The 12,326-nt window shown below is 73.0% G+C and carries 9 protein-coding genes; 5 read left to right on the forward strand and 4 right to left on the reverse strand.

Annotated features, from left to right (window positions below; translation table 11 throughout):
• Positions 1-6: 6 nt before the first annotated feature.
• Positions 7-1,458 (reverse strand): carotenoid oxygenase family protein, encoded by a 1,452-nt coding sequence (locus tag PYR91_RS21210; RefSeq protein WP_279782058.1) that lies wholly within the window; start codon positions 1,456-1,458, stop codon positions 7-9.
• 82 nt (positions 1,459-1,540) lie between these two features.
• Here PYR91_RS21210 and PYR91_RS21215 point away from each other — a divergent pair, with 82 nt between their 5' ends.
• The 3 genes from PYR91_RS21215 (at position 1,541) to PYR91_RS21225 (ending at position 5,755) form a co-directional block, all read left to right on the forward strand.
• Positions 1,541-2,557, forward strand: a complete 1,017-nt coding sequence (locus PYR91_RS21215) for a helix-turn-helix domain-containing protein (RefSeq protein WP_279782060.1) — start codon at positions 1,541-1,543, stop codon at positions 2,555-2,557.
• Between the two features lie 96 nt (positions 2,558-2,653).
• Positions 2,654-4,309: a class I adenylate-forming enzyme family protein gene (locus PYR91_RS21220; RefSeq protein ID WP_279782062.1), complete on the forward strand. Its 1,656-nt coding sequence runs from the start codon at positions 2,654-2,656 to the stop codon at positions 4,307-4,309.
• A gap of 207 nt (positions 4,310-4,516) precedes the next feature.
• Entirely contained in the window at positions 4,517-5,755 is a 1,239-nt protein-coding gene (locus PYR91_RS21225; protein WP_279782064.1) for a cellulose-binding domain-containing protein, read from the forward strand.
• Between the two features lie 24 nt (positions 5,756-5,779).
• Here PYR91_RS21225 and PYR91_RS21230 read toward each other — a convergent pair whose 3' ends face one another.
• Positions 5,780-6,682, reverse strand: a complete 903-nt coding sequence (locus tag PYR91_RS21230) for an arylamine N-acetyltransferase (protein ID WP_279782066.1) — start codon at positions 6,680-6,682, stop codon at positions 5,780-5,782.
• Between the two features lie 146 nt (positions 6,683-6,828).
• Here PYR91_RS21230 and PYR91_RS21235 point away from each other — a divergent pair, with 146 nt between their 5' ends.
• Positions 6,829-8,046 carry a hypothetical protein gene (locus PYR91_RS21235; protein WP_279782068.1) on the forward strand — a complete coding sequence of 406 codons (1,218 nt, stop codon included), beginning with the start codon at positions 6,829-6,831 and terminating at the stop codon, positions 8,044-8,046.
• A gap of 25 nt (positions 8,047-8,071) precedes the next feature.
• Here the strand turns inward: PYR91_RS21235 and PYR91_RS21240 are convergent, their stop codons facing one another.
• Complete coding sequence (locus PYR91_RS21240) at positions 8,072-9,067, reverse strand: LacI family DNA-binding transcriptional regulator (protein WP_279782070.1); 996 nt, start codon at positions 9,065-9,067, stop codon at positions 8,072-8,074.
• A gap of 865 nt (positions 9,068-9,932) precedes the next feature.
• Between PYR91_RS21240 and PYR91_RS21245 the strand changes: the two genes are divergently transcribed.
• Positions 9,933-11,354: a glycoside hydrolase family 16 protein gene (locus tag PYR91_RS21245; RefSeq protein ID WP_279782072.1), complete on the forward strand. Its 1,422-nt coding sequence runs from the start codon at positions 9,933-9,935 to the stop codon at positions 11,352-11,354.
• 309 nt (positions 11,355-11,663) lie between these two features.
• On the opposite strand, the gene PYR91_RS21250 is transcribed toward PYR91_RS21245, so the two are convergent.
• Complete coding sequence (locus PYR91_RS21250; protein ID WP_279782074.1) at positions 11,664-12,293, reverse strand: LysE family translocator; 630 nt, start codon at positions 12,291-12,293, stop codon at positions 11,664-11,666.
• Positions 12,294-12,326 lie beyond the last annotated feature (33 nt).

Genomic DNA, 12,326 nt, shown 5'->3' on the forward strand with positions numbered 1-12,326 from the left:
CCGCGGTCACCGGAGCTGGTCAGAGCGGACCCAGGTGGCGTGGAACCCCAGCGGCACCCGGGTGGGAATGATCACACGGGCGATCGGCCCCGCCGCGAGGTCCGCGGCGGACAGCACCTGCACCTCCGAGACGCCGTCGCGCTCGTCGGTGACGAAGGTGACCAGGTAGCCGTCGTCCTCCCCGGTGCCGCCGTCGCGCGGGGCGAACGGGGCCTCGCTGCCGTAGCGGTGCTCGCCGAAGTGGTACGCCTGGCGCTCGCCGGTGAGGTTGTCGTAGCGCACCAGGCCGTCGAAGAGGTTGGTGGCGGCGTCCTTGACCGAGACGTTGTAGGCGTACCGGGTCGGGTACCCGGTGCGGCGGGCGTCGATCGAGGGGAACTCGGTGTTGTGGTCGGGGTCCACGTACCCCTCGGACGTGCGGCCGGTGCGCAGGTCGAACCGGTAGCGGTACATCCGGGCGTCCAGCTTCAGGTACGACAGCATGCGCGCCAGCGGCCCGCCCGTGCCGGCGGGCGCGGGACGCGCGACCCGGCACACGTCCATGACGATCTCGTCGCCGGTCTCCCAGGCGTTGACCACGTGGTAGATGTAGCAGGGCTTGGCCTCGAACCAGCGCAGCTCCTCGGCGGCGCCGCGCCTGGGGATGACGCCGAACCGCGAGGGCAGCCCGCGGTCGAAGGTCAGCTTGTACCTGCCCTGGCGGGCGGCCTCCTGGTCCTGGAACAGCGGCAGGTCCATCAGCACCGCGTGGTTCTCGGTGATCGCCATGTCGTGCGGCAGGCGCGAGCCGGGCAGGTCCAGGTCCACGCAGTGCGCCACCCGGCCGTCCGCGCCCACCACGCCGTACCTCATGTAGGGCCGGGTGCGCCCGTAGTCGAACCAGAACAGCTCGCCGGTGCGCTCGTCGTTCTTGGGGTGGGCCATGACGTCGCCGGTCAGCGTGTCGAGGAAGGTCTCGGCGCCGAGGGTCTCCAGGGACAGCGGGTCGAGCGTGTAGGGCGAGCCGCACAGGTACCAGGTGGCGAGCACCCTGCCGCGGTGGAAGATCAGGTCGGTGTTGGCCGAGTCCTTCAACGGGAGGCCGCGGGCGTTGCCGAACGGGTTGCCCTTGGGGTTCTCCATCACGCCGGTCCACAGCGCCCTGCCGCCGGAGGACTCCGCCCGGAACGCCCGCGTCTGGACGTAGCGGTTGCGGTACCTGGCGCGGCCGTTCTCGAAGTGGACGGCGTGGACCATGCCGTCGCCGTCGAACCAGTGGTACCGGCCGCGCACCGGATGGCGCGGATTGGGGCCGTTGCGGAGGTAGACGCCGTTCAGGTCGCGCGGTATCTCGCCGATCACCTTCAGGTTCTCGGCGGTGATCTGCTCGTGTACGGGGGCGTAGAGACCGAGAAGGTAGGGATTCGCCTCACCCGAGTCGTCCAGGACCTCGGCGACCGCCTGCGGGTGTTGCCTCATCCTGAAAAGCTACGATAAAAGAAGTCAGCCAGTCAACGCGCGGAACCGCCGCCGGGCCGAACACCTGTCTATTGTTGACGCGATGGACACGAAGGAGTTGCCGGCCATGGGCGGACGATCGAGGCCCGAGGTCGGGGAGTCCGGCTCCGGCGCCCATCCGGGTGATGCGGGCGCCGGCCCTCCCGAGCTGAGCTCGATCGGCCAGGCGCTCGGCATCCTCGGCGACCGCTGGGTCCTGCTGATCCTGCAACGGGCGTTCCTGCTGCGCATCCGCACCTTCGCCGGATGGCGCGACGAGCTGGGCATCTCGGAGTCCGTGCTGGCCGCCCGGCTCAAGGAGCTGGTCAAGAACGGCATCTTCGTCCGCACGGCCTACCGCGACGGGCGGATGCGCCAGGAGTACCGCCTCACCGAGCCCGGCCTGCGGCTGTGGTCCCTGCTGGTGGCCATCCACAGCTGGGAGCGCGACTGGGCCGACCGCCCCGACCTGCTGACCCTCGTCCACGACACCTGCGGCGGCGACGCCCGGCCCTACCTCGGCTGCGGCGCCTGCCGCGCGCCGATGAGCGCCCGCGACACCCACACCGACCGCGGCCCGCTGGCCACCTTCTCCCGCATCGGCCTGCCCCGGCACCACCGCCGCACCGTGCGTCCCGACGAGCGCAGTGACTACGTCGGCTACTGCCCGTTGTCCATGGAGATCCTCGGCGACCGCTGGAGCACCACGATCCTGGCCGCCGCCTTCCTGGGCGTCCGGCGCTTCGTCGACTTCCAGGCGGAGCTCGGCATCGCGCCCTCGGTGCTCACCGACCGGCTCAAGCGCTTCGCCGAGCTGGGCGTGATGCAGACCGACGCCGCGCGCAACTACCGGCTGACCGACAAGGGCATGGCGTTCTTCGAGGTGTTCGCCTTCCTGACGCACTGGGCCCAGGAGGAGCGGCCCGGTCCCGCCGGCTCCTACCTCGACATCACGCACAAACCGTGCGGCGCGGTGCTGCTGCCCGTCCTGATCTGCAGGCGGTGCGAGGGGGTGCTGGAGCGGCGCGAGATCCACTTCGACATGCCCGGACACCAGCGGGTGGGCCACCAGCGCTGGTGACCCCCGGGGGCCGGGCCGCGGGCCGGGTGCGCGCAGCCCATTGACCACCGGGCCCGGCGTTCATAGTGTCGCTGCAACCATCCGATGGGAGTGGCGATGAGGCTGCATCCGGCAGAGCACGTTGAGCGCTACACCTCCGCGGGATGGTGGACCGACGACACCGTCGACCGGTTGTTCCGTCAGCGGGTCAGCGAGTGCCCCGGCGCGGTCGCGGTCGTCGACCCGCCCAACAAGGCGGCCCTGATGGACGGCCCCGTCAGGCGGCTCACGTGGGCCGAGCTCGACGTCGAGGTGGAGCGGCTCGCCGCGGTGCTGCTGGAGGCGGGCGCGGGCGAGGACGTCGTGGTCGCGGTGCAGCTTCCCAACAGCGTCGAGCTCACCGCGGTCTTCCTCGCCGCCGCACGCGTCGGCGCGGTGCTGACCCCCCTGCCGGTGCAGTACCGCGAGCACGAGCTCGCCCAGGTCGTCACGCTGGCGAACGTCGCGGTGTTCGTCACGGCCGAACGCGTCGCCGGGCGGGCCGGCGCCGACGTCGTCCGCGGGCTGGACGTGCCCTCCCCGCCGGTCGTGCTCTCCTTCGGCGACCCGGCGGGCGATCTCGCGACCGCCGTCGCCGACCCCGCCCCGCTCGCGGCGCACCTGAAGGCCCTGAGGACCGACCCCAACGACTGCCTGACCATCTGCTGGACCTCCGGCACCGAGGCGACGCCGAAGGGCGTGCCGAGGTGCCACTACGACTGGTTCGCCATCGAGGCGACCACCACCGCCGCGCCCTCGCTCACCGGCGACGACGTCGTGCTCAACCCCTTCCCCATGGTGAACATGGCGGGCATCGGCGGCGTCTTCCTGCCCTGGCTGCGCACGGGGTTCCGCCTGGTACAGCACCACCCGTTCGACCTGATGGTCTACCTCACCCAGATCAACGAGGAGCGGGTCACCTACACGCTGGCCCCTCCCGCGCTGCTGACGATGCTGCTGCACAAGCCCGAGATGCTGGAGCGGTGCGACCTGTCGTCGCTGACGCGCATCGGCTCCGGCTCCGCGCCGCTGCCGCCGCCGATGGTGAAGGGCTGGCAGGAGCGGTACGGCATCGCGATCATCAACTTCTTCGGCTCCAACGAGGGCATCGCCCTGCTGTCCGACCCCGTGACCATCCCCGACCCCGAGGAACGCGCGCGGTACTTCCCCCGGCCGGGCGTGCCCGGCGGGTCCTGGCCGGGCACCATGGCCGCCACCCGCGTCAAGCTGGTCGACCCCGCCTCGGGCAAGGAGGTCACCGAGCCCGGCGTGCCGGGGGAGCTGCACCTGTCCGGGCCGACGGTCTTCGCCGGCTACCTGGCGGGCACGGCCTCGGCCGACCCGTTCGACGAGGAGGGCTACCTCGTCACCGGCGACGTCTTCGAGATCGCCGGCGCCGACGGCCGGTACCTGCGGTTCGTCGACCGCGCCGGCGACCTCGTGATCCGCGGCGGCGTGAACATCTCCCCGACCGAGGTCGAGGGGCTGCTCGCCCGGCACCCCGCGGTCGCGGAGGCCGCGGTGGTCGGCTACCCCGACGAGGTGCTCGGGGAGCGGCTGTGCGCGGTGGTCGTGACCCGGGGCGAGGAGGTCGGCCTGGAGTCTCTCGTGGCCTTCCTGCGCGAGCAGGGCGTCGCGTCCTACAAGCTGCCCGAGCGGCTGGAACTGGTGGAGAGCCTGCCACGCAACGCCGTCGGCAAGATCCTCAAGCGCGACCTGCGCGAGCGCCTCTGAGCGCCCCGCCGTGCCGTCCCGGCGGGGGGCCGTCGGGCCCCGGGCTTGAAAGGTTCAGGCCGGTCGCGGCGCTGTGCGGGGGTAACGCGGCGGTGCCGGCGGCCTCGTTGACAGCCGAGGAGCCGGGGGCGAACCATCGGCGGGCGAGCGTACCGACGCGGCCCGGCCGGTGCCGTGGGAGCGCTCCCAAGAGAAAGCGAGCGGTCCATGCGCACGCACGCCCCCCGGTCCCCGCTGCGCGACGTCGTCGCCGCCGCGACGGCCCTCATCGGACTCGCCGTCCTGCTGCTCCCAGCCGGCCCCGCCTCGGCCGCAGATCCGGGCTGCCGCGCCGACTACACCGTCAACCAGTGGGGCGGGGGCTTCACCGCGCAGGTCAAGGTCGCCAACCTGGGGCCGCCGCTCAGCTCGTGGGAGCTGGCCTGGACCTTCGGCGGCGACCAGCGGGTCACCTCCGCGTGGAACGCGACGGTCACCCAGTCGGGCGCGGCGGTGCGGGCCGTCAACCTGGCGTACAACGGGCAGGTGCCGACGGGCGGCTCGCTGGAGTTCGGGTTCCAGGGCACCTGGGGCGCGTCCAACCCCGTCCCCTCCGCCTTCACGCTCAACGGCGTGCCGTGCACCGGCGCCCCCGTCCCGAGCGCCACTCCCACGCTCACCCCGACGGTCACGCCGACCGTGACGCCCACCGTCACCCCGACCGTGACGCCCACCGTGATCCCCACGGTCACGCCGACCGTCACCCCCACCGTCTCCCCGGGGTGCACGGGCGCCGTGGTCTGCTCGGGCTTCGAGGAGCAGGCGCCCGGCACGCCCGGCGGTGACTGGCAGGTGGTCACGCCCAACTGCTCGGGGACCGGCACGGCGTCCGTCGACACCTCCCAGGCGCGCACCGGCACGAAGTCGCTCCGGATCAACGGCGGCGGCGGGTACTGCAACCACGTCTTCGTCGGCACCACCAAGAACGTCTCCACGGCCGGCCCCGTCGTGTACGCGCGCATGTGGGTCAGGCACACCACCGCCCTGCCGAGCGCGCACATCACCATGATCACCATGGCCGACTCCGCCAACGGCGGCAAGGACCTGCGCATCGGCGGCCAGAACGGCGCCCTGCAGTGGAACCGCGAGTCCGACGACGCCACCCTGCCCGAGCAGAGCCCCGCCGGCGTCGCGCTCAGCGTCCCGCTGCCCACCGGCCGCTGGGTGTGCCTGCGCTACCAGATCGACACCACAAGGCAGGCGATGAGCACCTGGGTGGACGACCGCGAGGTCGCGGGCCTGCACCTGGACGGCACGCCCACCCACGACGTCGACTCCCAGTGGCTGAGCCGCACGACTCCGCCCCGCCCGTCCACCCTGCGCCTCGGCTGGGAGAGCTACGGCGGCGAGTCCGACACCCTGTGGTTCGACGACGTGGCCCTCGGCTCCTCGCCCATCGCCTGCTGAGCCGCGGGCGGGTCCCGCGGCCCGCTACGAGGCGGGCGCCCCCCGCGGGGGGCGCCCGCCGCCGGCCCCGGAGGCGGCCAGCCACCGCTCGTGGGCCTCTTCGAGCCGCTTCCAGAGCGCGTCGCGCTCCGGGCGACCGACGTCGTCCAGCGTCAGGCCGAAGACGTCGGCCAGGGCCTCGTAGAGGTCCCTGGCCGACGTAAGCGTCGTGGTCACCTGGTCGGAGCCGACCCGGGACAGCACCAGCCCGCGCAGGGCGTCCACGCCGGCGGCGTCGCGGCGCTGCACGCACAGGACGCGGACGAAACCCGACTCCGGGGACGTGCACAGGTACCGGTGCTTGACGGCGAACGCCGCCATGTCGACCGCCCCCGGGCGCACGTCAATGGCGTGGAAGCTGCCGCGCGGGTCGTGCTCCAGCCGCCAGCCGCCCGACTCGGCCTGTGAGCGCCGCAGCACGTAGGTGAACGGGCCCTGACGGTAAGCGCCTTCCACCAGCGGGAGCGGTTCGTGCAGGGCGTCGCCCAGGCCAACGTCGACCCACCACTCGCCGCTCGGGCACTCTGGCGAGGGCAGGCCGGAGACCGTCAGCGCCAGATGGTTGCCGTGCGCGCCCGCCAGGTCGGCCGGTGTGTTCTGCGCGCCAGCCAGCTGACGGGTCACCCGGTACCCCAGCCGTCGCAGCAGCGCGGAGAAGGCGCCGTTGAGATGGAAGCAGTAGCCGCCGCGCCCCCGCGCGATCCGCTCGGCCGAGTCCATCGGGTCGATCGTCGTGGCCCGCCCCAGCCAGATGTCCAGGCACTCGTACGGCACCCGCTCCACGTGCGCCCGGTGCAGACGGACCAGCGACTCCACGCTGGGCTCGTCGTCGAGGCCCTTCACACCCAGCCGGTCGAGATAGGCGGACACGTCCAGAGATCTCGTCATGGAGCCCAAGCCAACCAGCCCCCGGCGACGCCACGAGCACCAGGGGCGGCGGCGCACGCGACGCGGGCGGCCATCGCGCGCGGAGATATAGGGTCGCCTCGGACATGGGTCATATCTCCGCGGGCTCGGCGAAAGGCACGGCTGCGTTGGACGGTTCGGTGTACGTCTATGTCGAGGACGTGCGAGACGAGGGCGTCGTCCCGGTTCTCGACCGCATCGCCGCGTACGGCCTGGCGGGCGTCACGGTGGCCGCCGCCTACCACGGCGCCCGCGACGTCACCCCGCACGGCGCCTCGCGCGTGACCCTCCGATCCGACGGCGTCCACTTCACCCCGCCCGCCGACCTGTTCGGCGCGCTGCGCCTGGTGCCGCCCGTGCGGGCGGGCGCGGACGGGGAGCCGCTGGCGGCGCTGCGCGAGGCCACGCTCGACCGGGGCATGGCCCTGCACGGGTGGACGGTGTTCCTGCACAACGTCACGCTCGGCCTGGCCCACCCCGAGGTCACCGTGCACGACTGCTTCGGCGGCCGCGGCTTCCCCGCCGACCTGTGCCCCGCCCATCCCGACGTGCGGCTCTACGCCGTCGCCCTCGCCCGCGCGGTCGCCAGGCAGGGGGTCGACAGCGTGGTGGCCGAGGCCCTGCACTACGGGGCGTTCAGCCAGGGGCACCAGCACGAGCGGTGCTTCGTCGCGCTCGGCCCGATGGACGAGTTCATGTTCGGCCTGTGCTTCTGCGAGTGGTGCATGCGCAGGGCCGGCGACCTCGGGGTCAGGGCGGAGGTCGCCCGCGAGGAGTGCGCGAGGATCGTCGGCGGCGTGCTCGACGGCGACCCGCCAGCCCAGGGCGAGGTCACCCGCGCCGCGCTCACGGCGTACGCGGGGCCCGACGTGGTGGCGTACGCCCGCGCGCGGTCGGAGACCGTCACCTCGCTGGTCAGCGAGGTGGCCTCGGCGGTCTCGGCCGAGGGCTCCCGGCTGACCTTCCTCGACGGCACCGGTCACCGGAAGGGGTACGCCGACGGGCTGCCGCCCGCGGGGCTGGCCGCGCACGACGCCTGGCAGCTCGGCGTCGACCTGGTCGCGCTCGGCGACCTCGTCCCCTCGCTCGGCGTGTTCGGCTACGCGCGCGACCCGGCGCGGGTGGCCGACGACGTCGGCGCCTACCGGCGGTCGGTCGGCGTCGACCGGGAGCTGCGGGTGGTGCTGCGGCCGGGCCTGCCCGACGCCGACAGCGACGACCGGCTCGCCGCGAAGGTACGCGCGGTCAAGGCCGCAGGCGGCGACGCGGTCGACTTCTTCGCCTACGGGCTCGTGCCGTACAGCGTCCTGAACCGCATCCCGGCCGCGCTCGGCCGCAAGCCCTGACCCCACGCGCGGCCGCCGCGACGGCTCAGGCGGACTCGCGGACCACCAGCTCGCTGGGCAGGATGACGCGGTCGCTCACGCGGTCTTTCGGCGGCGTGAGCAGGAGACGCACCATCGCGGTGGCCTGCTCGGGGATGGGATGGCGCACGGTGGTCAGCGGCGGGTCGGTGTAGCGCGCGGCCTCGATGTCGTCGAAGCCGACCACGGCGACGTCGTCGGGCACCCGGCGCCCGGCCTGGCGCAGGGTGTTCAGCGCGCCGATGGCCATGGCGTCGTTCGCCGCGAACACGGCGTCGAGCGCGGGATCGTCCTCCAGGAGCTGACGCATGGCCGCCGCGCCCGAGGCGCGGGTGAAGTCGCCGACGGCGACGATGGAGCGGCGGTCGGAGTTGCGCAGCGCGTCGCGGTAGCCGGTGAGGCGGTCCTGCCCGCCGATCATGTCCTGCGGGCCGGCGATGGTGGCGATGCGCCGCCTGCCGGTGTCCAGCAGGTGACGCACGGCGGCGGCGGCCCCGCCCACGTTGTCGTTGTCGACGTACGGCATCTCGACGGCCACCGCGGGCCTGCCGTAGGAGACCATCGGCAGGCCCATGCGGGTGAGCGCGGCCGGCAGCGGGTCGGCGCCGTGCATGGACAGCAGCAGCACGCCGTCGACGTGGCCGCCCGAAATGTAACGCTCCACCCGGGCGTGGTTCCGCGGCGTGCTGGCCAGCATGAGGACGATCTGCTTGTCGACCGCCTCCAGCTCGCTGCTCACCGTGCGGATCACCATGGAGAACAGGCGGTCGTCGGAGAACACCCGTGTCGCCGGCTCGGAGATCACCAGGGCGATGGAGTCGGTGCGCTGGGTGACCAGGCTGCGCGCGGCGGAGTTGGGGACGTACCCCAGCTCGTTGACGGCGCGCAGCACCGTCTCCCTGATCTCCGGGGTGACCGTCGACTGGCCGTTGACGACCCGTGAGACGGTGGCCCGGGACACGCCAGCGCGCGCGGCGACCGCCTCAAGGGTGGGTCGTTTCATTCGCAGAGCCCTGTCTTCTTCGGGTGGTGAGGGCGCGGTCATGGAGCGAGGCCGTTCCTCCGGATGGGATTCCGGTGCCACGACCCGCCGGGCGTGGGTAGCCGCGACCGGGCCTGTAACTCGACGTACACGATCGCGAACCTCCGGCGGTAACCCATCGTGCCACTCGAAGTCGTCCAGTAGAGACCTTACGAGATAGCGGCGCAGGTCCGCACCATGGTCGGCGTCATGATCCATCGCTGGGCCCTCACCGTGCTCCGCGCCGGGCGGCGCGCGTGGCGGCGGGCGGACCCGGCCGGCCCGCCGTCGTGCATGACCGTCGGCGCGCGGGCGGCGTGACCGTCGGCCGCCGCGCTTCACCACGACGTGTGACCGAGCTCTGACGACCCCTCTCTGCCGTCGTATCCGGTGATCATGAGGAGAGCGCTCTCGGTTCAGGATGGTGTCCTTGACCCTCCTCGTCAAGGTCGTCGGCGCGGGATCCGCACCATCGGACGCTCCGCACACGGGCATGGTCACCACCGATGCCGAGTGGTCTGGAGGTGTCGTGCCTGGTTGGAGGGCGGGCGTCGCGCCCCGGTGGCACGGGTGCGAGACCGAATTAGTTGGAGAGCGCTCTCAAAACCTCGGTAAAACTTCCGCGGCTGTTGACAGCGCCTGTCGGCCGATCTAACGTCAGCGCCCGGAGAGCGTTACGCGCACGTTACGTCAATCGAACACCGGCACTCGCCGCTGATCGGGCATCGAACGGCCGTCGAGCCCGCGTCCGCGCCGCCGCCTCCATTCCCCGCGTCCTGTCCCGCGCCCCTCCTTGTCCTGCGCGTCTCGCCAACGTGTTCTCACCCCCCAAGAGATAAGGATCACGATGGGTACTGCAACCAGTCCACCGGTGAGGGGCCGCCCCCGGCTCCGCACCCTGCTCGCCGTCGTCGGCGCCGCGCTCATCCCGGTGATCACGATGACCATCTCGGGAGGTCCGGCGGGGGCCGCCGTCCCGTCCACGCCCAGCGGCTGGAGCCTGGTGTGGAGCGACGACTTCAACGGCGCCTCCGGCTCGCTGCCGTCGTCGGCCAACTGGATCATCGACACCGGGCACAGCTACCCCGGCGGCCCCGCCAACTGGGGCACCGGGGAGATTCAGAACTACACCAGCAGCCCGTCCAACCTGAGCCTGGACGGCGCGGGCAACCTGCGCATCACCCCGCTCAGGAGCGCCTCGGGCGAATGGACGTCGGCGCGCATCGAGACCCGCCGGGCCGACTTCAAGCCCGCCGACGGGCGCATCCTGCGCATCGAGGGCCGCATCCAGATGCCAAACGTCACCGGCCAGGCCGCTCTCGGCTACTGGCCGGCGTTCTGGGCCCTCGGCGCCCCGTACCGCGGCACCTACTGGAACTGGCCGGCGATCGGCGAGTTCGACATCATGGAGAACGTCAACGGCATCAACTCGGTGTGGGCCGTGCTGCACTGCGGCGTGAACCCCGGCGGGCCGTGCAACGAGACCACCGGCCTCGGCACCAGCCGCGCCTGCCCGGGCTCCAGCTGCCAGTCGGCCATGCACGACTACCGCTTCGAGTGGGACCGCAGCATCAGCCCCAACCAGCTGCGCTGGTACGTCGACGGCCAGCTCTACCACACCATCAGCCAGAGCCGGTTCGACGCCACCACCTGGAACAACATGACCGGGCACGCGGGCTACTTCCTGCTGCTCAACGTGGCCATGGGCGGCGCCTTCCCCAACGCGCTCGGCGGCTCGACCCCGACCGCGGCCACCGTCCCCGGCAGGCCGATGGTCGTCGACTACGTCGCCGTGTGGCAGAGCGGGCCCGGCACGCCCACCCCGAGCCCGACGATCTCCGATCCGCCCCCCGGCGGCGTCGACGCCCGTTCCACCATCCAGGCCGAGAGCTTCCAGGCGCAGCAGGGCATGCAACTGGAGGCCACGACCGACAGCGGCGGCGGCCAGAACGTCTCGCACATCGCCAACGGCGACTGGCTGCGCTACGACAACGTGAGGTTCGGCTCCTCGGCCGCCACGCAGTTCACGGCGCGGGTCGCGTCCGGGGCCGCGGGAGGCGTCAGCGGCCTCGTCCAGGTGCGCCTGGGCAGCCCGACCGCCCCGGTGATCGGCAGCTTCTCCGTCGGCAACACCGGCGGCTGGCAGAGCTGGCGCAACGTGCCCGCCAACATCACCGGCGTCACCGGCACCCAGACCGTCTACGTCACCTTCTCCAGCGGCCAGCCCTCCGACTACGTGAACCTCAACTGGTTCACCTTCGGCAACTGACCCACGCCGCCGGCCGGCCCCGGGCCGCCCGCCGGAGACACGTCCCCGGCGCCCGCCGCTTCGGTGGCGGGCGTCCGGGGCGCCTCACCGCCGGGCGCGCCGCGCGGCGGCGCGGGCGGCGGGGGGCACCCCCCCCCGCGGGGGCCCCCCCCCCCCCCCCGGCCCCCCCCCCCCCCCCCCCCGGGGGGTGGGGGGGGGGGCGGGGGGGGCCCCCCCCCGCGGCCCCCGCCGCGCGCGGGCGCGGACGGCGGGTGACACCCCCCGCGGCTCGCGCCCCCACCGGGCGCGAGCCCGCACGGCGTCCCCCGCTCAGCGGGTGCGCCCGGCGCCGCCCGTGAGGGCGGTGGCGACGCCGAGCCCCAGGTAGACGCAGCCGCTGACGTACCGCAGCGGCCTGCCGCCGCCGCGCAGCAGCCTGCTCAGCGTCCCGGCGCCCACCGCGTACACCATGTCGGCCAGGATGCCGAGGACCAGCAGTACCACGCCAAGCACGACGATCTGCAGGGCCGCGGAGCCGGCCGCCGGGTCCACGAACTGGGGCAGGAAGGCGAGGAAGAACAGGATCACCTTGGGGTTCAGCACGTTGACGACCACGCCTTCGAGGAAGACCCGCCGCAACGGCTGCGCGGCCGGCACCCCGGCCGCCGCGCCCCGCTCGGCGAGCAGCGTACGGATGCCCAGGTAGACCAGGTACGCCGCCCCCACCCACTTGACGACCGCGAACGCCGTCGCCGACCGGGCGATCAGGTACGAGAGCCCCGCCGCCGCGGCGCCGATGTGGACCAGCGTCCCCGTCTCCACCCCCACGGCCGACACGACCGCGGCCGTCCGCCCCTGCGCCATGCCTCGCGCGGTGATGTACAGGTTGTTCGGCCCGGGCACGATCACGAGCGTGAACGCGGCGACCGCGAAGACCAGCAGCGTGGGGGGAGAGACCATGCCTCGACCCTAGGCCGCCCCGCCGCGCCCACC

This window comes from Sphaerisporangium sp. TRM90804, assembly GCF_029846175.1.
Classification (GTDB): Bacteria; Actinomycetota; Actinomycetes; order Streptosporangiales; family Streptosporangiaceae; genus Sphaerisporangium.